This is a genomic window from Streptomyces sp. WM6372 (assembly GCF_001279655.1).
Classification (GTDB): domain Bacteria; phylum Actinomycetota; class Actinomycetes; order Streptomycetales; family Streptomycetaceae; genus Streptomyces.
Window position 1 is genome coordinate 56,961 of the sequence record NZ_LGDB01000190.1, and the last position, 20,284, is coordinate 77,244.

The 20,284-nt window shown below is 70.2% G+C and carries 18 protein-coding genes; 4 read left to right on the forward strand and 14 right to left on the reverse strand.

Annotation, left to right across the window (positions count from 1 at the left end; genetic code table 11):
- Positions 1-22: 22 nt before the first annotated feature.
- The 6 genes from folE to dacB all read right to left on the reverse strand — a co-directional run bounded on the left by folE (position 23) and on the right by dacB (position 7,616).
- On the reverse strand, positions 23-631 hold the full coding sequence (gene folE, locus ADK52_RS20925) for a GTP cyclohydrolase I FolE (protein WP_053691366.1): 609 nt from the start codon (positions 629-631) through the stop codon (positions 23-25).
- A 112-nt stretch (positions 632-743) separates the two neighbouring features.
- Positions 744-2,765, reverse strand: coding sequence for an ATP-dependent zinc metalloprotease FtsH (gene ftsH / locus ADK52_RS20930; protein ID WP_053691367.1), 2,022 nt, complete (start codon positions 2,763-2,765; stop codon positions 744-746).
- Positions 2,766-2,972: 207 nt separating this feature from the next.
- A complete protein-coding gene (gene hpt / locus ADK52_RS20935; RefSeq protein ID WP_030158549.1) occupies positions 2,973-3,533 on the reverse strand; it encodes a hypoxanthine phosphoribosyltransferase in 561 nt (186 codons plus the stop codon).
- 65 nt (positions 3,534-3,598) lie between these two features.
- Positions 3,599-4,660: a tRNA lysidine(34) synthetase TilS gene (tilS, locus tag ADK52_RS20940; protein ID WP_053691368.1), complete on the reverse strand. Its 1,062-nt coding sequence runs from the start codon at positions 4,658-4,660 to the stop codon at positions 3,599-3,601.
- Positions 4,661-4,950: 290 nt separating this feature from the next.
- Positions 4,951-6,078: a zinc-dependent metalloprotease gene (locus ADK52_RS20945; protein WP_053691369.1), complete on the reverse strand. Its 1,128-nt coding sequence runs from the start codon at positions 6,076-6,078 to the stop codon at positions 4,951-4,953.
- Positions 6,079-6,137: 59 nt separating this feature from the next.
- Positions 6,138-7,616: a D-alanyl-D-alanine carboxypeptidase/D-alanyl-D-alanine-endopeptidase gene (gene dacB, locus ADK52_RS20950; protein WP_053691370.1), complete on the reverse strand. Its 1,479-nt coding sequence runs from the start codon at positions 7,614-7,616 to the stop codon at positions 6,138-6,140.
- A 134-nt stretch (positions 7,617-7,750) separates the two neighbouring features.
- Here dacB and ADK52_RS20955 point away from each other — a divergent pair, with 134 nt between their 5' ends.
- Positions 7,751-8,245, forward strand: coding sequence for an inorganic diphosphatase (locus ADK52_RS20955; protein WP_007264878.1), 495 nt, complete (start codon positions 7,751-7,753; stop codon positions 8,243-8,245).
- Positions 8,246-8,382: 137 nt separating this feature from the next.
- Positions 8,383-10,038 (forward strand): threonine/serine ThrE exporter family protein, encoded by a 1,656-nt coding sequence (locus ADK52_RS20960; RefSeq protein WP_053691371.1) that lies wholly within the window; start codon positions 8,383-8,385, stop codon positions 10,036-10,038.
- Between the two features lie 135 nt (positions 10,039-10,173).
- Here the strand turns inward: ADK52_RS20960 and ADK52_RS20965 are convergent, their stop codons facing one another.
- The 6 genes from ADK52_RS20965 to ADK52_RS20990 all read right to left on the reverse strand — a co-directional run bounded on the left by ADK52_RS20965 (position 10,174) and on the right by ADK52_RS20990 (position 17,199).
- Positions 10,174-10,875: a DedA family protein gene (locus ADK52_RS20965; RefSeq protein ID WP_053691372.1), complete on the reverse strand. Its 702-nt coding sequence runs from the start codon at positions 10,873-10,875 to the stop codon at positions 10,174-10,176.
- Between the two features lie 160 nt (positions 10,876-11,035).
- Positions 11,036-11,794, reverse strand: coding sequence for a MerR family transcriptional regulator (locus ADK52_RS20970; RefSeq protein ID WP_053691373.1), 759 nt, complete (start codon positions 11,792-11,794; stop codon positions 11,036-11,038).
- A 143-nt stretch (positions 11,795-11,937) separates the two neighbouring features.
- Positions 11,938-12,450 carry a DinB family protein gene (locus ADK52_RS20975; protein ID WP_053691374.1) on the reverse strand — a complete coding sequence of 171 codons (513 nt, stop codon included), beginning with the start codon at positions 12,448-12,450 and terminating at the stop codon, positions 11,938-11,940.
- Between the two features lie 92 nt (positions 12,451-12,542).
- Entirely contained in the window at positions 12,543-14,624 is a 2,082-nt protein-coding gene (gene mrdA, locus ADK52_RS20980) for a penicillin-binding protein 2 (protein ID WP_078988494.1), read from the reverse strand.
- Between the two features lie 149 nt (positions 14,625-14,773).
- The gene (locus ADK52_RS20985; RefSeq protein ID WP_053691375.1) at positions 14,774-16,231 is read right to left on the reverse strand and encodes an aldehyde dehydrogenase family protein; all 1,458 of its coding nucleotides are present in this window, start codon (positions 16,229-16,231) and stop codon (positions 14,774-14,776) included.
- 89 nt (positions 16,232-16,320) lie between these two features.
- Positions 16,321-17,199, reverse strand: coding sequence for a helix-turn-helix domain-containing protein (locus ADK52_RS20990; RefSeq protein WP_053691382.1), 879 nt, complete (start codon positions 17,197-17,199; stop codon positions 16,321-16,323).
- A 346-nt stretch (positions 17,200-17,545) separates the two neighbouring features.
- On the opposite strand from ADK52_RS20990, the gene ADK52_RS20995 reads away from it, so the two are divergent.
- Entirely contained in the window at positions 17,546-18,085 is a 540-nt protein-coding gene (locus tag ADK52_RS20995) for an ATP-binding protein (RefSeq protein WP_078988496.1), read from the forward strand.
- 140 nt (positions 18,086-18,225) lie between these two features.
- Here the strand turns inward: ADK52_RS20995 and ADK52_RS21000 are convergent, their stop codons facing one another.
- Positions 18,226-18,462 (reverse strand): DUF397 domain-containing protein, encoded by a 237-nt coding sequence (locus ADK52_RS21000; RefSeq protein ID WP_030158576.1) that lies wholly within the window; start codon positions 18,460-18,462, stop codon positions 18,226-18,228.
- A gap of 291 nt (positions 18,463-18,753) precedes the next feature.
- Between ADK52_RS21000 and tatA the strand changes: the two genes are divergently transcribed.
- Positions 18,754-18,921, forward strand: coding sequence for a Sec-independent protein translocase subunit TatA (gene tatA / locus ADK52_RS21005; RefSeq protein ID WP_030158578.1), 168 nt, complete (start codon positions 18,754-18,756; stop codon positions 18,919-18,921).
- On the opposite strand, the gene ADK52_RS21010 is transcribed toward tatA, so the two are convergent.
- Positions 18,918-20,087, reverse strand: coding sequence for a DUF2786 domain-containing protein (locus tag ADK52_RS21010; protein ID WP_107090131.1), 1,170 nt, complete (start codon positions 20,085-20,087; stop codon positions 18,918-18,920). The genes tatA and ADK52_RS21010 overlap by 4 nt on opposite strands.
- Positions 20,088-20,284 lie beyond the last annotated feature (197 nt).

The following is a 20,284-nucleotide window of genomic DNA, read 5'->3' on the forward strand; positions in this document are numbered from 1 at the left end:
GGCCCGGGCCGGGGCGACGCGGTCAGCGCGCCATGATCAGGCTCATGGCCTCGTTGCGGGTGGCGGGGTCGCGCAGCTGACCGCGGACCGCCGAGGTGATCGTCTTCGCGCCGGGCTTGCGGACCCCGCGCATGGTCATGCACATGTGCTCGCACTCGATGACCACGATGACCCCGCGCGGCTCCAGGATCTCCATCAGGGAGTCCGCTATCTGCGTGGTCAGCCGCTCCTGTACCTGCGGGCGGCGGGCGAACACGTCCACGAGGCGGGCCAGCTTCGACAGCCCGGTGATCTTCCCGTCGACGGACGGGATGTAGCCGACGTGCGCCACGCCGTGGAACGGCACCAGGTGGTGCTCACAGTTCGACATGACCTCGATGTCCTTCACCAGGACCATCTCGTCGTGGCCGAGGTCGAAGGTGGTCGTCAGGACCTCTTCGGGCTTCTGGTAGAGGCCGGCGAATATCTCCTTGTACGCGCGGGCCACGCGGGCCGGGGTTTCCAGGAGGCCTTCGCGGTCCGGGTCCTCGCCGACCGCGATCAGGAGTTCTCGGACCGCCGCCTGGGCGCGCTTCTCGTCGAACTCGCCGATCGTGCCCTCGTCACCGGTCAGGGTCACTGGGTCGGTCATCTCTTCCTCGTTCCTCTGTGCACTGGCGCCTCACGGGCACGCAAAAGTGCCGCGCCCCCCAGGCTAGAACCTGGGGGGCGCGGCATCCATTCCGGGACGGTCCGGCCGAGGGCTACTCGGCGCGGTCCTCCGGCGCGGGGTCCTTCTCCACGGACACGGCCGGCGTGCCCGCCGAGGTGCCGTTCGCCGAGTTCGTCAGCTGGAGCTCCTTGGGAGAGAGCACCGGCGGGCGGGTCGACGGGGTGCGGTGCGAGGAGCCGGTCCACGCCGGGCGGGCGGGGCGCTTCACGATCGTCGAGAAGACCTCGGCGATCTCCTCCTTGCCCAGCGTCTCCTTCTCCAGGAGCGCGAGGACCAGGTTGTCGAGGACGTCGCGGTTCTCGACCAGGATCTCCCAGGCCTCGTTGTGCGCCGTCTCGATGAGCTTCTTGACCTCTTCGTCGACGAGCGCCGCGACCTCTTCCGAGTAGTCCCGCGGGTGCGACATCTCGCGGCCCAGGAACGGCTCGGTGTTGTCGCCGCCGAACTTGATCGCGCCGAGGCGCTCGGTCATGCCGTACTGGGTCACCATCGCGCGGGCCGTCGCCGTGGCCTTCTCGATGTCGTTCGCCGCGCCGGTCGTCGGGTCGTGGAAGACCAGCTCCTCGGCCGCGCGCCCGCCCAGCATGTACGCCAGCTGGTCGAGCATCTCGTTGCGCGTGGTCGAGTACTTGTCCTCGTCGGGCAGGACCATGGTGTAACCCAGGGCCCGGCCGCGGGACAGGATCGTGATCTTGTGGACCGGGTCGGAGTTCGGGGAAGCCGCCGCGACCAGGGCGTGGCCGCCCTCGTGGTACGCGGTGATCTTCTTTTCCCGGTCCGACATGATCCGGGTCCGCTTCTGCGGGCCCGCCACGACGCGGTCGATGGCCTCGTCCAGCATGTGGTTGTCGATCAGCTTGAGGTCCGAGCGGGCGGTGAGCAGCGCCGCCTCGTTCAGGACGTTGGACAGATCGGCACCGGTGAAGCCGGGGGTGCGGCGGGCGACGGCCGAGAGGTCGACGTCCGGAGCGACCGGCTTGCCCTTCTGGTGGACCTTGAGGATCTCCAGACGGCCCTGCATGTCCGGACGGTCGACCGCGATCTGCCGGTCGAAGCGGCCCGGGCGCAGCAGCGCCGGGTCGAGGATGTCCGGACGGTTCGTGGCGGCGATCAGGATGACCCCGCCCTTCACGTCGAAGCCGTCCATCTCGACGAGCAGCTGGTTCAGCGTCTGCTCGCGCTCGTCGTGGCCGCCGCCGAGGCCCGCACCGCGGTGCCGGCCGACGGCGTCGATCTCGTCGACGAAGACGATCGCCGGGGCGTTGGCCTTGGCCTGCTCGAACAGGTCGCGGACACGCGAGGCACCGACACCGACGAACATCTCGACGAAGTCGGAACCGGAGATCGAGTAGAACGGGACGCCGGCCTCGCCCGCGACGGCGCGCGCCAGCAGGGTCTTGCCGGTACCGGGCGGGCCGTACAGCAGCACGCCCTTGGGGATCTTGGCCCCGACGGCCTGGAACTTGGCCGGCTCCTGGAGGAACTCCTTGATCTCGTGGAGTTCCTCGACCGCTTCGTCCGAGCCCGCGACGTCGGCGAACGTCGTCTTCGGGGTGTCCTTGGTGATGAGCTTGGCCTTGGACTTCCCGAAGTTCATCACCCGGGAGCCGCCGCCCTGCATCTGATTCATCAGGAACAGGAAGACGAGGACGATGAGGACGAAGGGCAGCAGGGAGAGCAGCACGCTGAGGAACGGGCTGGTCTTGTCCGGAGAGACGGTGTATCCGTCCGGGATCTGACCGGCTTCGAACTTGGTCTGGAGGTTCTGGGCGAGCTGGACGCCCTGGTCCCCGATGTAGTTGGCCTGGAACTTGGTGCCGTCGTTGTCGCCGAGCTTCTGGTCCTTCTTCAGCTCGATCTTGATCATCTGGCTGTCACCGGTGGTGAGCTTGGCGCTCTCCACCTGGCCACTGTTGATCGCCTTGATGACCTCGCTGGTCTCCACCGACTTGTAGCCGCCGCCGGAGCCGACGACGTTCATCAACACGACCACGGCGAGGACGGCCAGCACGATCCACATGACCGGCCCACGGAAGTATCGCTTCACGTCCATCCATACGGGGCGCCAGGCGCCCCGTCCCTCCTGCCCGTAGGTAAATGCTGCTGTGAGTAAAGACTGTTCTTCGGAATGTACCCCTGTATTGTCACCCGCGGCCTCGTGGGACGGCTGACAGAACTGCTTTCCCCTGCTCCAACGGCAGGAATCGTTCCAGGGTTCCCCTGAGCGGGCCCCTTCCGGAGCCCGGTCCCGTCCGGGGCGTCAGCCGCCGTAGACGTGCGGGGCGAGGGTGCCGACGAACGGCAGGTTGCGGTACTTCTCCGCGTAGTCGAGGCCGTAGCCGACGACGAACTCGTTCGGGATGTCGAAGCCGACCCACTTCACGTCGATCGCGACCTTCGCGGCGTCGGGCTTGCGCAGCAGCGTGACGACCTCCAGCGAGGCCGGCTGGCGCGAGCCCAGGTTCGACAGCAGCCAGGACAGGGTCAGGCCCGAGTCGATGATGTCCTCGACGATCAGGACGTGCTTGTCCTTGATGTCGGTGTCCAGGTCCTTGAGGATCCGCACCACACCGGAGGACTGGGTCCCGGCGCCGTACGAGGACACCGCCATCCAGTCCATGGTGAGCGGGGTGGACAAGGCGCGCGCCAGGTCCGCCATCACCATCACCGCGCCCTTGAGGACGCCGACGATGAGCAGGTCCTTGCCCGCGTACTCCGCGTCGATCTTCGCGGCCAGCTCCGCCAGCTTCGCGTCGATCTCTTCCTTGGTGATGAGCACCGACTGGAGGTCGCTGCCCATGTCCTTCTCGTCCACCCGCATCACTTTCGTTTGCGGCCGGGGCTCCGGGGGTGCCCCCGGAGGACTCAGCCGTGTTTCAGCACCAATCAGCCCTGCCGGATGACAAGTCTGCCACCCTGCCGCTGGGCCTCGACCCGGCCGGGCAGGTTGATGGCGCCCTGGCCCCGCCATCCGGTGATGAGCCGGTCCACTTCCTCGATGTGGCGGGCGAAGAGGGAGCCTGCGGGGGAACCGGCCGCGACCACGGCCCTGCGCAGCACGCGGCGGCGGACGGCCGGGGGCAGGGCGTACAGCTTGGCGCACTCCAGCTTGCCGTCCTCGTCCCGTACGCCGGCCTCGGCCTCGGCGGCCCAGGAGTCGAGCGCGTCGGCGTCGTCGCGGGACAGCTGGGCGGTGCGGGCCAGCGCCTCGACCACTCCCTTGCCCAGCGCCTTCTCCAGGGCGGGCAGTCCCTCATGGCGGAGCCGGGAGCGGGTGTAGGCGGGGTCGATGTTGTGCGGGTCGTCCCAGACCGGCAGGGACTGGACCATGCAGGCCTTGCGGGCGGTCTGCCGGTCGATCTGGAGGAAGGGACGACGGTAGCGGTTGCTGCGGCCCGGGCCGCCGGAGACTTCGGCCATGCCGGACAGCGAGCGGATGCCGGAGCCGCGGGCGAGGCCCAGCAGGACGGTTTCGGCTTGATCGTCCCGGGTGTGGCCGAGCAGCACGGCGGCGGCGCCCAGGCGGTCCGCGGCCTCGTCCAGGGCGGCGTAGCGGGCGTCGCGGGCGGCCGCCTCGGGTCCGCCGTCACGGCCGACGCGCACGGAGACGGACTCCACCGGGTCGAGGCGGAGCGCGGTCATGCGGGTGACGACCTCGGCGGCGCGCAGGTCGGAGCCGGCCTGGAGGCCGTGGTCGACGGTGATGCCGCCCGCCCGGATGCCCAGCTTGGGCGCCTCGAAGGCCAGGGCGGAGGCGAGTGCCATGGAGTCGGCGCCGCCGGAGCAGGCGACGAGTACGAGTGGCAGAGTGCCGGCCGCCGCGGCGGCGGTCCCCCCGGACGGGGTCGGGGAGTGGCCGGCGGGACGGTCGGTGAGGTCGGTGAGGACGTCGTGGAGTACGCGGCGGACCGCCAGGCGTATCGCCGCGACCGCAGGATGGGGACCCATGTCCGGTGCCCTTCGGTGGAGTTCGGATGCCTCGAAGGCTGGGGGTGTGGTGCTGGAACGGCTGCTGTTCGGTGCTGTTCGACACTGCCCGGTGCCCCGGCCCCCGTGAGGAGCCCCCGCTGGGAGCCCCCGCGAGATGAGGGTTGTCACTCAGAGTGCGTCGATGGTGACAGAACCGAGCCGTTCCCTGAGCATCGCACGCCCTTCCACGCCCCACGGTCCCTCGGACGGGTGACGCTTCTTCCCCCAGTGAGACACGTTTACGCCCCCTGAGTCACTCCCCTTCGCTTCTATTCGCCCTTGCGGTGCACCCGCGCGACCCAGTCCGCGGGCTTGGCGATCTCCGCCTTCGTCGGCAGTGTGTTCGGCGAGGTCCAGACCCGGTTGAAGCCGTCCATGCCGACCTGGCCGACGACGGCGCGTACGAAGCGCTCGCCGTCGCGGTACTGGCGCAGCTTGGCGTCGAGCCCGAGCAGCTTGCGCAGCGCCGCGTCCAGCCGCCCCGCGCCGCTGGCCCGGCGCTGCTGGAACTTCTCGCGGATCTCGGCGACCGAGGGCACCACGGCGGGGCCGACGCCGTCCATGACGTAGTCGGCGTGGCCCTCCAGCAGGGACATGACGGCGGTCAGGCGGCCGAGCACCTCGCGCTGTTCGGGGGTCTGGACGAGCTCGACCAGGGAGCGGCCCTCGTCGCCCTGCTCGGTGTCGGGGCGGGCGCCGGCGAAGGACTGCGCGGCCTCGCGCAGCCGCTCCAGGACGGTCGCCGGGTCCACCTCGGTGGCACCGAGGAACGTCTGGATCTCGCCCTCCAGGTGGTCGCGGAGCCAGGGGACGGCCGTGAACTGCGTACGGTGCGTCTCCTCGTGCAGGCAGACCCACAGCCGGAAGTCGTGCGGGCGCACGTCCAGCTCGCGCTCGACGTGGACGATGTTCGGGGCGACGAGCAGCAGCCGGCCGCCCCCCGCGGCCGAGCCCGGCAGATCGCGCCCGGCCGGGGCGAACGTCTCGTACTGGCCGAGCACGCGGGAGGCCAGGAAGCTGAGCAGCATGCCCAGCTCGACGCCGGTGACCTTGCCGCCGACCGCGCCGAGGACGGCGCCGCCGGGGGCGCCGGCGCGGCGGTCCTGCATCTTGCCGAGCAGCGGGGCGAGGAGCTCGCGGAAGCCGGCCACGTTGGCCTTGACCCAGCCGGCCCGGTCGACGACGAGGACGGGGGTGTCGGGGACGAGGGCCCCCTCGGGGATCATCCGGGTGAACTCGCGGACGTGGCGTTCGGAGGTCTTCGCATGCCCGCGCAGCTCCGCCACCACGGCTCGGGCCTCGTCGCGGCTGACCTCGGGACCCGGCCGGACCAGCCGGGTCGCGGTCGCCACCGCGAGATTCCAGTCGACCATCTCGGCACCACCGATGCTCGTCATGCGTCAACGGTACGTGGACCGGCGCCGCGGCGGAGCCCCTCGGATGCGCCGCGCATCCGCTACGACGTGCGGGCGACGGCTGCGGCGAGCTTGTCGAGGCCCTTCTCCGCGGCCCCCGGGTCGGGGGTGTTCGCGGTCAGGAACGCGAAGGCGAGCAGTCGCCCGGAGGAGTCGACGACGGTCCCGGCGAGGGAGTTCACGCCGCTCAGGGTGCCCGTCTTGGCCCGGACCAGGCCGGCCGCCGGGGAGCTGCCGGCGTTGCGGCTGCGCAGGGTCCCGGTGAATCCGGCGACGGGCAGTCCGGTGAGCACGGGCCGCAGCTCCGGCCGCTGCGGGTCGGCGGCCTTGGCCAGCAGTCCGGTGAGCAGGCCGGTGCTGACCTTGTCGGCGCGGCCCAGGCCGCTGCCGTCGGCGAAGCGGGAGCCGGCCGTGTCGACGCCGAGCGCGGCGAGCCGGCCGGTGACGGCCTTCTCGGCGCCCTCGAAGCTGGCGGGCTGCCCGGAGGCGAGGGCGGTCTGGCGGGCGAGGACCTCGGCGATGTCGTTGTCGCTGTTGGTCAGCATGCGCTCGACGAGCCCGGCGAGCGGGGTGGAGAGGGTGGTGGCGAGCGGCTGGGCCCCGGCGGGCGCCTTGGCCCTGGCGGGTTCGGCGGTGACCTTGATGCCGCGGTCCCCCAACAGGGCCGCGAAGGAGCGGGCGGTCTCCTTGGCCGGGTCCGCGACCCGGTCGACGGGACCGGAGGTGGAGTCGTCTACACGGCCCTCGTCGGCCGCCAGGGCGGTGACCGGCGCGATGTTGGGGTTCTCGCCGATCGGGTGGCGGGCGGGGCCGGTGAAGAGGGTGTCGTCGTAGCCGAGGCGCACGGAGTCGGTGCCGGCGGCCTTGAGGGCCTGGGCGGTGTCGGCGGCGAGGGCGACGAGGCTGCCGCCGGATCCGGCGGGGCTCTTCTTCTTCGCGGTGAGGGAGGGGTCTCCGCCGCCGACCAGGACGATCTCCCCGGGGCCGGCTCCGGGGGTCACGGTGGTCCGGATCCGGTGCTCGGGGCCGAGCGCGGCGAGCGCCGCCGCCGCGGTGGCGATCTTGGTGGTGGAGGCGGGGGTCATGGGCTCGCGCGCCCCGGACTCGAAGAGCACCTGGCCGGTGGCGGTGTCGATGACCGAGGCCGTACGGAGGCTGCCGAGCGCGGGGTCGGCCAGCAGCGGCCGCAGCACCTCGGCGAGCCGCCCGGCATCCGCGGCGGCGACCCCGCTGCCCGCGGTGCGCGCAGCGCCCGGGCCGATCGCGGAGAGCACCCCGGGAGCGCTGGGCGCGGCCTGCGGCAGCAGCCCCGCGCCGCGGTCGCCGCCGTGATCTGCGCCACCCGTAAGGCCCCGGGAGGCGGCCCTGTCCCGCTCGGCCTTACGCTGGCCGGAGTCCCAAGGACCGGCGGCGGCCACCGCAGCCACCGACAGGGCGAGGCCGGCGACGGCCGACACCGCGATGAGCTGCCATGTCTTGACCAATGGCACCTCGGACCAGCCCCTTTCGCGATCACACATATGCGTGAGGGACACTTAACCACTGCGTCTTGCCGCGAGCATGGCACCCCACCCGGCAGGGCCGGGGACGACCCGCGAGCAGATGAATCAATGCAGTCCCGAAGCAAATGAAGCTGATCATGGAGGAGCAGGACGTGGAGTTCGACGTCACCATCGAGATCCCCAAGGGTTCGCGGAACAAGTACGAGGTGGACCACGAGACCGGCCGGATCCGTCTGGACCGTCGCCTCTTCACCTCCACCAGCTACCCGGCGGACTACGGCTTCGTCGAGAACACCCTCGGTGAGGACGGCGACCCGCTGGACGCCCTCGTCATCCTGGACGAGCCCACCTTCCCGGGCTGCCTGATCAAGTGCCGCGCGATCGGCATGTTCAACATGACCGACGAGGCGGGCGGCGACGCCAAGCTGCTCTGCGTGCCGGCCTCGGACCCGCGCGTGGAGCACCTGCGCGACATCCACCACGTGTCGGAGTTCGACCGCCTCGAGATCCAGCACTTCTTCGAGGTCTACAAGGACCTGGAGCCGGGCAAGTCGGTCGAGGGTGCGAACTGGGTCGGCCGCGCCGAGGCCGAGGCCGAGATCGAGGCCTCCTTCAAGCGCCTTGAGGCGCAGGGCGGCCACCACTGAGTCCGCTCAGCCCCTGAATGACAAGAACGGGCGGTACCCCTTCACCGAGGGGGTGCCGCCCGTTCGTCGTCTGGTTTCGCCGAGGACGAAACGGTTCCGCATACTGATACCCGGGCTGGTCGGGGACTGGAGGACGCGTGGCGGAGGGCGAGGGATCCGGGGGCACGGAGGACCGGAAGCCGAAATCCGACGAGGCGCGCAGTGCCTTCGCTCCCCCCGCCGGAATCGAGCCGGAACCGCTCGACGAGGACCAGCCGACCTCGGAGTTCGCCGTACCGCAGGGGGTTCCCGAACCGGCCGCCGGGCCCGAACCGGAGGGCTCCGCCTTCGCGCCGCCCGCGACGTACAGCGCCCAGCACTCCCCGCCCGCCTACACCCCCGGCGCCGGGTTCCCCGTCTCCCTGATGAAGGAATCCCCCTGGCAGGACCGCATGCGCACCATGCTGCGCATGCCGGTCGACGTACGGCCCGTCCCGGAGGCCGCGCAGAAGCACGCCGAGGCCGGGCCCGCCGTGGGCCGCGTGCTCGACCTCACCCTGCGCATCGGCGAGCTGCTGCTGGCGGGCGGCGAGGGGGCCGAGGACGTGGAGGCCGCGATGTTCGCGGTGGCCCGCTCGTACGGGCTGGACCGCTGCGAGCCCACGGTCACCTTCACCCTGCTGTCGATCACCCACCAGCCCTCGCTCGTCGACGACCCCGTCTCGGCGAGCCGGACCGTACGCCGCCGCGGTACCGACTACACCCGGCTGGCCGCCGTCTACCAGCTGGTGGACGACATCAGCGCGCACGAGTTCGAGCTCTCGCTGGAGGAGGCGTACCGGCGCCTCGCCGAGATCCGCCGCAACCGGCACCCCTACCCCTCCTGGGTCCTGACGGGCGCCGCCGGGCTGCTCGCCGGGGCCGCCTCCACCCTGGTCGGCGGCGGCGTGCTCGTCTTCTTCGCCGCCGCGATCGGGGCGATGCTCGGCGACCGGCTGGCCTGGCTGTGCGCCGGGCGCGGGCTGCCGGAGTTCTACCAGTTCGTGGTCGCCGCGATGCCGCCCGCCGCCATAGGCGTGGCCCTGAAGCTGGCCGAGATCGACGTCCGCGCTTCCGCGGTGATCACCGGCGGGCTGTTCGCGCTGCTGCCCGGGCGGGCCCTGGTCGCGGCCGTGCAGGACGGCCTGACCGGCTTCTACATCACCGCCTCCGCCCGGCTGCTGGAGGTCATGTACCTCTTCATCGGCATCATCATGGGCGTGCTGGTCGTGCTCTACCTCGGGCTCCAGCTGGGTCCCTCGCCGAAGCCGGAGGAGGTCCTCCAGATCACCCAGCGGCCGCTGATCCAGATCGCGGCCTCGATGGTGCTGGTGTTCACGTTCGCGATCCTGCTCCAGCAGGAACGGTCCACCGTGTGGATCGTGACGCTGAACGGCGGGGTCGCCTGGGTGACCTTCGGGGCCCTGCACTACGCGGGCGGCATCCCGCCCGTGCCCTCCACGGCCATCGCCGCCGGGCTGGTCGGCCTCTTCGGCCAGCTCTTCTCGCGCTACCGCTTCGCCTCGGCCCTGCCGTACACGACGGCGGCCATCGGCCCGCTGCTGCCCGGCTCGGCGACGTACTACGGGCTGCTGCTGATCGCCGAGAACCGGCTGAACGAGGGCCTCGGCTCACTGGTGAACGCCGCCGCCATCGCCCTGGCCATCGCGATCGGGGTCAACCTGGGGTCGGAGACCTCACGGCTGTTCATGCGGATCCCGGGAGCCGCGAGCGCCGCCAAGCGGCGCGCGGCGAAGCGGACCCGCGGCTTCTAGGCCGCGTCGTCAACGTCCCTCCCCCGGCTGCCGCCGGGAGGTGCCCCCGGGCCGGCGGGGCCCGGCACGCACGAAAGCCCCGGCCCGACCTCTCGGTCGGGTCCCCCGGGGCTTTCGGACGGGCCGGCAGGGGGCTCAGCGCTTGGCGTGGCGGCCGCTGCGCCGGCCCGGGGCCTGCGGATCCTCATCGGTCGCGGGCTTCCCGCCGGAGGCGGCCGCCGCCTTCTTCTCCTTGCGGGACTTCAGCACCTCGAAGATCACCGGGATGACGGAGATCAGGACGATGCCGATGAAGATCGGTTCGACGTTCTTCTTGATGATCTCGAACTGGCCGAGCTGGTAGCCCAGGACCGTGACGCCCGCGCCCCACAGGACACCGCCGATCACGTTGAACGTCAGGAAGGTGCGGTACTTCATCGCCGTCGCACCCGCGACCATCGGCGCGAAGGTGCGGATGATCGGCACGAAGCGCGCGAGCACGATGGCCTTGGGGCCGTGCTTCTCCATGAAGTCGTGCGCCGAGTCGAGGTTCTCCCGCTTGAAGAGCTTGGAGTTCGGCCGGTTGAAGATCTTCGGACCGAAGACCTTGCCGATCATGTACCCGACCTGGTCACCGAGGATGGCAGCGGCCGCGATCAGGGTGCAGACGAGCCACAGCGGCTCCTTGATCGCGCCGCTGGCGACGAACAGGCCCGCTGTGAAGAGCAGCGAGTCGCCCGGCAGGAACGCGAAGAGGCCCGATTCCGCGAAAACGATGACCAGGATGCCGATCAGACCGAATTGCCCGATCAGATACTCCGGGGACAGCCACTCAGGGCCGAGCGCAAGCGTGTACACGAGTTCCGGGCTCTCCTGGATCGGGGGGTGTCGCGGCGGGCGTCCGCGGGTGCGTCGGACAAGACGACGGTTTCAATTATCAACGCACAAGACCCCCTCCCGGTTCCAGGTACCGGAAGGGGGCCATGCGGGGAACATCCGACGGTCCGAGGGCGCCCGGCTAGACGCTGCGGACCGCGTTCGCGAGGATCGCGTCCCGTACGAACACCGCCAGGCCGGTCCGGATCTCGTCGTAGTGGGCCGTGAAGCGCTCGTCCGCCACGTACATCTCCCCCAGGCACGTGTGCATCTCGTACGAGCAGGGGTAGCAGTTGCGGTCGATCCAGCCGCGGTGCTCCTCGGCCACGTCCATGGCCTCCTCGGAGTCCGCCGCCGCACCGGAGTCCAGCAGCGCGGCGAACCGCCGGCTGATCTCGTCCGCCTCGCCCTGGAAGCGCTTCCAGTCCTCCTTCGTGAAGGCGGCCGTCCGGCGCGCGGACTCCTTGTACGCGTCCGTGCCGCCCCAGCGCTGGTGCGCCTCGTCCGCGTACTGGTCGGGGTCGAAGTCCCCGAAGACCTCGAACTTCTCCTCGGGCGTGAGGTTGATGCCCATTCTCTCTGCCTCCATGGCGTGCTCAACGGCCTCGGCCATCTGCTGGAGCCGGGCGATCCGGTCGGACAGGAGGGCGTGCTGCCGGCGCAGGTGCTCCCTCGGGTCCGAGTCCGGATCGTCCAGCAGGACCGCGACCTCTTCGAGCGGGAAGCCGAGCTCCCGGTAGAACAGGATCCGCTGCAGCCGGTCGAGGTCGGCGTCGTCGTAACGCCGGTGCCCCGCGGTGCTGCGGGTGCTCGGGGAGAGCAGCCCGATCTCGTCGTAGTGGTGCAGCGTGCGCACCGTCACTCCGGCGAATCCGGCGACCTGTCCCACGGAGTAGCCCATGTTTTCCGCTCCTCTGGTCGGTACGCCGTTCACTCTGGGTCCTCACGCCACGTGAGGTGCAAGTCCTCTCCGAGGCGGGTCCGCGGGGGCTGCCCCCGCGGGCCGCCCCCGAGAAGACAGCCCCCGAGAAGGCCGCCCTCCGGCTATCCCATCGCCTTGGTGCCGTCCAGGGACTCCCGGACCACGTCCGCGTGGCCCGCGTGCCGGGCGAACTCCTCCACCAGGTGCAGCAGCATCCAGCGCATCGACACCTTGGCGTTCTCGGGGAACCAGGGCGCCGGAGGCAGCGGGAAGGTCTCGTCCAGGCTGGGCAGCTCCCGGACGAAGGCCGTCAGCTCCGCCGTCACCCCGTCCCAGAACGCCTGGACGGACGCGATGCTCTCGTCCCCGACGAGGCGGAAGGCCTCGTTCCAGGTCTCGGCGCTGCGCTGGCTCTCGTTGACCCGCTGCTGGGCCATCCGCAGCCACGCCAGCTCGACCTCGGCCACGTGCTTGACCAGCCCGGACAGCGACAGCTCACTGGCGCTGGGCCGGCTCGCCGCCTGCTCCTCGGTCAGTCCGGCCAGCGACTCGCGGATCGCGGTGCGCTGGGATTCGACGAAGAGGAGGAGCGTGCCGCGCTCGTCGCCCAGGACCTCTTCGGAGATGTGCGCCATGACCAACCGCCTTTTCCGTGGTTCTTGCCTGCTTCCTGCTGACGAGAACCACGTTACTGAGGCATGCGGTCAGATCCTGTCCTCAATGGACGTCACTGTGCCGCGCCTTCCGGGCGGATCGCCGGGAGCTGCGTCTGCGGCTTCGGCAGCAGGGCCTTCGACAGGTCCTGGTTGCCCTTCTCGTCGAGCCCGTACATCGACTCGTAGATCTTGCGGACCGCCGGCCCGGACGCCCCGGAGCCCGTACCGCCCTGGGAGATCGTCATGACGATCGCGTAGTCCTCGGTGTACGAGGCGAACCAGGAGGTGGTCTGCTTGCCCTGGACCTCCGCCGTGCCCGTCTTCGCGTGCATCGGGATCTGCTTCTGCGGCCAGCCGCCGAAGCGCCAGGCCGCGCTGCCCGTGGTGGCCACCGACGCGAGCGCGCCGTCGATGTCGTCGCGCAGCTCCTCGTCCATCGGCAGCCGGCCCTGCTCCTTCGGCGCGATCTCCTTGACCGAGGTGCCGTCGGCGCTGACGATCGCCTTGCCTATGCTCGGCTGGTGCATCATGCCGCCGTTGGCGATGCCCGCGTAGATCGACGCCATCTGGATCGGGGTGACGAGGGTGTCGCCCTGGCCGATGGAGTAGTTGATCGCGTCGCCCTCGCGCAGCTGGTTGCCCTGGCGGCAGTTCTCGTACGCGATCTTCTCGGCGTACGAGCCGTCCTTCTTCCCGTCCCGGCACCAGGCGGCCTTGTTCGCCTCGAAGAAGTCCTTCTTCCACTGGCGGTCGGGGACCCGGCCGTTCACCTCGTTCGGCAGGTCGACGCCCGTCGCCTTGCCCAGCCCGAACTCGTGGGCCGTCTTGTAGAACCAGTCGCTCGGGTCCTTCTTGGGGTTGATCCCGCCGTCCTTCTTCCACTCCTTGTCCGCGATGCCGTAGTAGACGGTGTCGCAGGAGACTTCGAGGGCCCGGCCGATGGTGATGTCGCCGTAGCCCTGCGACTCGAAGTTGGTGAAGGTCTGGCTGCCGACGGAGTACGAGCTGGGGCAGCCGTACCGCCCGTTGAAGGGGTACCCGGCGTTCACCGCGGCGGTCGAGGAGACGACCTTGAAGATCGAGCCGGGAGCCGCCTGGCCCTGGATCGCCCGGTTGAGCAGCGGGTAGTTGGAGTCCTTGTCGGTGAGGGACGCGTAGTCCTTGGCGGAGATGCCGCCGACCCACGCGTTCGGGTCGTACGTCGGGTTGGAGGCCATCGCGACGATCCGGCCGGTCTTGGCCTCCATGACGACGACCGCGCCCGAGTCCGCCTCGTAGTTCTTGTGCGTGATCTTGTCGTACGTCTTGCGGGCTTCGAGCATCGCGTTGTTCAGCTCGCGCTCGGCGACCGCCTGCACGCGCGAGTCGATCGAGGTGACGACGTTGGAGCCGGGCGTCGGCTTGTCGGCCTGCGCCTGCCCGATGACCCGCCCGAGGTTGTCCACCTCGTAGCGGGTGATGCCCGCCTTGCCCCGCAGCTCCTTGTCGTACGTGCGCTCCAGGCCGGAGCGGCCCACCTGGTCGGAGCGCAGGTACGGGGAGTCGGTCTTCCTGGCCTTGGTGATCTCCGCGTCGGTGACGGGCGAGAGGTAGCCGAGCACCTGCGAGGTGTTGGCCCCGTCCGGGCCGGCGTAGCGGCGCAGGGCGGTCGGCTCGGCGGTGATGCCGGGGAACTGCTCGGCGTGCTCCCTTATCTCCAGCACCTGGTCCGTCGTCGCCTCGTCGGTGACGGGGATCGGCTGGTACGGGGAACCGTTCCAGCACGGCTTGGGCGTCTTGGCGTCGCACAGCCGGACGCTGTTGACCACCTCGTCCGGGTTGAGGCCCAGGACTCCGGCGAGCCGGGTCAGGACGTCCTTGCCCTTGTCCTTCATCTTGGTGAGGTCGGTACGGCTGGCGGAGACGACCATGCGCGTCTCGTTGTCGGCTAGGGGCACCCCGCGGGAGTCCAGGATCGAGCCGCGCACGGCGGGCTGGACGACCTGCTGGGTGTGGTTGTTCTTCGCCTCGTCCGTGTACTCCTGGCCGTTGCGCACCTGGAGGTACCAGAGCCGCCCGCCCAGCGTGAGCAGCAGGGAGAAGACGACCACCTGGATGACGACCAGGCGGTTCTGGACCCGGGGCGTGCGCCCCGTCTCCGGAATGTTGCTCAACTCAGGTCTCCCCCGGAACGCTGCCCGCCGCTGACTCGCACGAGTCTAGAGCGAGCCCGGAACGGGAAACGAGGGCGGAAGTGGATCAGAAGGCGATCACGACGCGATCAGGACGCGATCCGGAGGCCGCCGGGCTGGGATCGGGGGGATCAGAAGGGGAACGTGGTGCGGCCGTGCTGCACCGAGATCCACTTCTGGGTGGTGAAGGCCTCGATCGTGGCCTCGCCGTTCAGCCGGCCCAGTCCCGAGTCCTTCTCCCCGCCGAACGCGGCGAGCGGCTCGTCGCCGATCGTCGAGTCGTTGACGTGGATCATCCCGGTCTCGATCCGCTGCGCGAACCGCACGCCGCGCTCCACGTCCCGGGTGTGGACGGCGCCGCTCAGCCCGTACGGGGTCGCGTTGGTCAGCCGTACGGCCTCGTCCTCGCCGTCGAAGACCACCAGCAGCGCCACCGGGCCGAAGATCTCCTGGCCGAGCAGCGGGGAGTCCTCGGGGAGGCCGGCCAGCACGGTCGGCTCGACCAGGTTGCCGCGCGTAGATCCGCGTACGAGGGCCTGCGCCCCGGATTCGACGGCCTGGTCCACGAGCGCGGTCAGGGCGTCGGCCTGGAAGGAGTTGATCAGCGGGCCGATGTGGGTGTCGGCGTCGTGGGGGTCACCGGTCTTCAGGCCCCGCACGCGGGTGGTGAACTTCTCGGTGAACTCCTCGGCGATCGAGGCGTCCACGAGGATCCGGTTGGCGGCCATGCAGACCTGGCCCTGGTAGACGAAGCGGCTGAAGACGGCCGCGTCCACCGCGTAGTCGAGGTCGGCGTCGTCGAGGACGACGAGGGCGCTGTTGCCGCTGAGCTCCAGGACGGTCCGCTTGAAGTGGCGGGCGGCGACGGAGCCCACGTGCCGGCCGACCCGGTCGGAGCCGGCGAAGGAGATGACCTTCGGGACGGGGTGGGTCAGGAGCGCGTCGCCTATTTCGGCGATGTCCGTGACCAGCACGTTGAGGAGTCCGGCCGGCAGGCCCGCGTCCTCGAAGATCTTGGCGATGACCCCGCCGCCGACCACGGGTGCGTTCTGGTTCGGCTTGATCACCACCGCGTTGCCCAGCGCCAGGGCCGGGGCGACCGACTTCAGGGTGACCAGGAACGGGAAGTTGAAGGGGCTGATCACGGTGATGACGCCGACCGGGAGGCGCTGGACCCGGTTCTCCTTGCCGTCGACCGGCGAGGCGAGGATCCGGCCCTCGGGGCGGATGGCCAGCTGGATCGCCTCGCGGATGAACTCCTTGGCGAGGTGGACCTCGTACTCGGCCTTGGGACGGGTCCCGCCGAGCTCGTCGATCATCGCCTCGATGATCTCCTTCTCGCGCTCCTCGGTGATGCGCAGGGCACGTTCCAGGACGGCGCGTCTGGTGTACGGGCTGGTGGCGGCCCACTCTCTCTGGGCGCGCTCGGCGCCGCGGTAGGCCCGGTCCACCTGCTCGACGGTGGCCACGGTGATGGCCGCGAGCTTCTCCCCGTTGTACGGGTTGACGTCGATGATGTCCCACGAACCGGTGCCGGCCAGCCATTCGCCGTCGATGTACTGGTGAGCCAGGTCGTCGAATATGGACATGCCATCCCTTACTGCGAGCGCGCACCCGTGCGCTGCACCGGAGACCGATCGGTCATCATGCACTGATCAGACGTCATACTACGTGCGAATCAAGACAGTTGGAGCAGGCCACGGAGAAGATCCCGCGTCCGGTCGGGGTCGGGGCAGTCGGCCTGCAGCCGCTCCATCGCCCTTTCGTACTGCGCCACTTCCTCGTCTTTGTCCAGGTAGAGGGCACTGGTGAGCTGTTCCAGATAGACGATGTCCTGGAGGTCGGACTCCGGGAAGCGCAGCAGGGTGAAGGCTCCGCTCTCGCCCGCGTGGCCGCCGAAGGAGAACGGCATCACCTGGAGCTGCACGTTGGGCCGCTGGGAGACCTCGATGAGGTGCTCCAGCTGTCCGCGCATGACGTCGCGGTCGCCGTACGGGCGGCGCAGCGCGGCCTCGTCCAGGACGGCGTGGAAGACCGGGGCGCTCTCGGAGACGAGCACCTTCTGGCGCTCCAGGCGCAGCGCGACGCGGCGGTCGATCTCGGCCTTCGTGGCGCCGGGCATGCCACGGCTGACGACGGCCTGGGCGTAGGCCTCGGTCTGCAACAGGCCGTGGACGAACTGCACTTCGTAGATCCGGATGAGCGAGGCCGCGCCCTCCAGGCCGATGTACGTCTGGAACCACCCGGGCAGCACGTCGCCGTAGCTGTGCCACCAGCCGGCCGCGTTGGCCTCGCGGACGAGCCCCAGCAGGGACTCCCGCTCCGCGCCGTCCGTGACTCCGTAGAGCGTGAGGAGGTCCTCCACGTCCCTTGCCTTGAAGCTCACCCTTCCCAACTCCAAGCGGCTGATCTTCGATTCGGATGCGCGGATCGAGTAGCCGGCCGCCTCACGGGTGATGCCGCGGGATTCTCGGAGTCGCCTGAGCTGAGAGCCCAGGAGGATGCGGCGCACCACAGAACCGCTTGCTTCTGCGGTCACTAGTCCTGCCCTCCCCATCGCCATGTGTACGCGTGGTCTGCGCGTGATGTGCGTCGCCGGGGCCCCCGAACCCCAGGCCCCGCAGTCTGCCACCAAAACGCATCGGTCCGTACTCGTTCTGTAACGGAATCCCGCCTGCCGGAAAAGAAGTCCGTAAGTATGCGTAGGAAGAAATGAGCAAGAACCATCACGGGAGTGGACAGGTCCGGCGCGTGCACGTGCATCTGCCCTTGCATCCAGCTTCTGCATTCGGAACGATGGTGCCGCGCACCTGCGTGCTCTTTCGCGCCGGCGCCGGACCCACCCCGCAGTTCTTTCTGGACGGAGCGCGCCGCTCCGCCCGCGAATCCCGGGAGTGCCTCGCATGGGGACGAATGGATCGACCATGCTCGAGCCGTTACGGCAGGGGCTGCCCCCGGTCGACCCCACGGCTGTCTCCGGGTCCGCCTCCTGCGCTCTGCCCGCCCGCTTCGAGGCGGTGCGGGGCGCCCGTTCGTTCACCCGGTCGACCTTGTCGCAGTGGGGCCTCGACGAGCGCTTCGACGACGTGGCCCTGGTGGTCTCCGAACTCGTCACGAACGCGCTGCGCCATGCCCTGCCGGAGGACGCCGGGGTGGGCGGCGCCTCGGGAGCGGGCTGCGGAGCGGGCTCGGGGGAGCCGGAGCCGACGGTACGGCTGCACCTGATGCGGTGGAGCACCCGCCTGGTGTGCGCGGTACGGGACCCCAGCGAGGACCGGCCGGGCGGGTCGTTCGCTCCGGAACGCACGCAGGAGAACTGCGACTTGGAGTCGGGGCGCGGGCTGTTCCTCGTGGACGCCTACAGCGACAGCTGGGGCTGGCACCCGCTCGCGGGCCGGCTCACCGGCAAGGTGGTCTGGGCGCTGTTCATGCTGCACGAGTAGGCGGCGGGGAAGGCGCAGGGCCTTCGAAAATGATCCACTGTGACGAAAACTGGCCGGGGTTGATCATTGCGATCAGTCCCGGCCAGTGCACGTGCATGGCTTGATCAGCGCGCCGTTCCTCCGGCCGTCCCTCCGGCCGATCAGGCGATCAGGTGGTCGAACTCGCCGTCCTTGACGCCCAGCAGCAGCGCCTCTATCTCGGCCGGCGTGTAGACGAGCGCCGGCCCGTCCGGGAAGCGCGAGTTGCGCACGGCGACAGCGCCACCCGGCAGCTTTGCGAACTCCACACAGGAACCTTGCGAGTTGCTGTGTCTGCTCTTCTGCCAGGTCACTCCGTCGAGTTCTGCAGCTGCCATCCCGTTGTACGCGTGGTCCACAGGAAGCCCCCGATAGTGCAGATGTCAACTGCACCGGATCATAGCTGTGTTCATAAGCGCATGCATGGGCAGATGCACGTGCACGCGGAGGGTGCTCCCCTGATCACTGTCAGGGAAGAACTCGGGTGGATCAGGGGCGAATCAGACCCTTATAAAGCCTGGATCAAGCTCCGACCAGGGCGGGGCACCGACCGCCCTTCAGGCCTTCTTCAGATTTGTCCGTGCGCGTGCAGCCCTGTTCGATGGTCGGGACCGCACCGGAATTCCCGTCACCCGTAGGGGGAAGCGCGCATGCTCCGCAATGCCCTTGAGCCCTGGCACCTGATCCTGCTCCTCGTCGTCTGCGTGCTGGTCTTCGGCTCGAAGAAGCTGCCCGACATGGCCCGCTCCGTGGGCCGGTCGATGCGCATCCTGAAGTCGGAGACCCAGGCACTGCGCGGCGAGAGCGATCGCCCCTAGCGCGGCAGGGGCGGCCGCTTGCCCCCCATGTGCGCCCGGTCGGCGGCGGCCGTGCCGTCCTCCCAGCCCGCGTGGTCGGTGGCCCCGCGCAGCCGGGTGGTGGTGGTCCGGGGGAACATCTCGTCGGCCCGCGAGCTGACGGCGACGTCGCGGGCCACCAGGGCGGGCAGGTTGTCGGGAGCCTCGGCCGCGGTGTGCTCGGCGGTCTCGGCGAGACGCTGGCCGAGCCGGCTGGCGTACGCGAGCAGGAAGGACTGCCGGAAGGTCTTGGTCCGCTTGCGCCCGCCGGAGCGCTGAGCGGCCTCGGCCCGGGTCATGGCCGCCGTGCCCTGCACGAGCAGGGACGTATAGAGCAGCTCGACGGCCTCCAGATCGCTCTCGAACCCCACCACGGTGGAGAACTCGAAGGCGCTGTTCCACACGGCCCGACAGCGGTTGGCGGTGGCGACGGCGTCCAGCAACACCGCCTTCGCCTCCTCGTACGGGGCCTCGACGCCGATGCGGCAGGCCGCAGGCACCTGAGCGGGCGCCTTGCCGCTCGCCGCGAGCACGGCCTCGTCGACGGTGTGCCGGGCCATCAGCTCCTGCGCCTTGGCGCTGAGCGCCTCCGCCTCCTCCGGGAACGTGGTCGCCTCGGCCTTGGCGAGCAGGGCCCGGATGCGCCCGAGCATGCGGGGCTCGATGTGCGCGTGCTCCAGGGCGTCGGCGGCCGGATCCCCCGGCAGGGGCCCGACCGGTTCGATGGAGGGCAGCCGGATCAGCAGCCGGAACACCTCGAGCAGGGCGGTGGCGAGGCTGAACCGGTCGGTCTTCTCCCGCCCCACGAGCCGTTCCCCGTACGCGCCGTCCTCGACCCACCACACCTCGGCGTCGGTCCACCGCTCGGGCAGCCGCGCGTACCGCCGCGCCTCGGCGGCGATCAGGTCGCCGGTGATCCGCAGATGCCGGTCGCCGAGGTCCCGCCCCACGAGCCGGAGCACGTCGGCGGGCTGCCACCCCCGCTCCCAGGCCTGCCGTACGTACGCCTCCCCGCGCCCCAACAGCTCCCGCCCGACCCCACCCCACTGCCCGCCGTCCCCGACGAGCACGGACGCCCCGGCATCCAACCCGGCATCGTCCTGGCTGTAGAGCGCGGCCTGACAAGCCCGATCGACAATCTCTCTCACGCCCCCAGCTTGTCACGCCCCCACGACACACCCCGGCGCCCGCCCACTCCCTCCGCCCCAGCCGGAACATGCGGCGCGGACGCCGCCCCACCCGGCCCCGCCGGGGGCCGGCCCATCCAGCCCGGCCGCTGGGGCTTGCAGCGCAGGGACCGGCACATCCAGCCCGGCCGGGCTCGCCCAACCCAACCCGCTGGGGC

What these genes read in the sequence shown, in the direction of transcription:
- hpt (WP_030158549.1), bottom strand. Translation starts at nt 3,533, where the DNA reads ATGCGGGTGGACGAGAAGGACATGGGCAGCGACCTCCAGTCGGTGCTC.
- ADK52_RS20990 (WP_053691382.1), bottom strand. Translation starts at nt 17,199, where the DNA reads ATGGGGAGGGCAGGACTAGTGACCGCAGAAGCAAGCGGTTCTGTGGTG.
- tatA (WP_030158578.1), top strand. Translation starts at nt 18,754, where the DNA reads ATGCTCCGCAATGCCCTTGAGCCCTGGCACCTGATCCTGCTCCTCGTC.
- ftsH (WP_053691367.1), bottom strand. Translation starts at nt 2,765, where the DNA reads ATGGACGTGAAGCGATACTTCCGTGGGCCGGTCATGTGGATCGTGCTG.
- folE (WP_053691366.1), bottom strand. Translation starts at nt 631, where the DNA reads ATGACCGACCCAGTGACCCTGACCGGTGACGAGGGCACGATCGGCGAG.
- ADK52_RS20970 (WP_053691373.1), bottom strand. Translation starts at nt 11,794, where the DNA reads ATGGGCTACTCCGTGGGACAGGTCGCCGGATTCGCCGGAGTGACGGTG.
- dacB (WP_053691370.1), bottom strand. Translation starts at nt 7,616, where the DNA reads ATGTGTGATCGCGAAAGGGGCTGGTCCGAGGTGCCATTGGTCAAGACA.
- ADK52_RS20945 (WP_053691369.1), bottom strand. Translation starts at nt 6,078, where the DNA reads ATGACGAGCATCGGTGGTGCCGAGATGGTCGACTGGAATCTCGCGGTG.
- tilS (WP_053691368.1), bottom strand. Translation starts at nt 4,660, where the DNA reads ATGGGTCCCCATCCTGCGGTCGCGGCGATACGCCTGGCGGTCCGCCGC.
- ADK52_RS20975 (WP_053691374.1), bottom strand. Translation starts at nt 12,450, where the DNA reads ATGGCGCACATCTCCGAAGAGGTCCTGGGCGACGAGCGCGGCACGCTC.
- ADK52_RS20995 (WP_078988496.1), top strand. Translation starts at nt 17,546, where the DNA reads ATGGGGACGAATGGATCGACCATGCTCGAGCCGTTACGGCAGGGGCTG.
- ADK52_RS20985 (WP_053691375.1), bottom strand. Translation starts at nt 16,231, where the DNA reads ATGTCCATATTCGACGACCTGGCTCACCAGTACATCGACGGCGAATGG.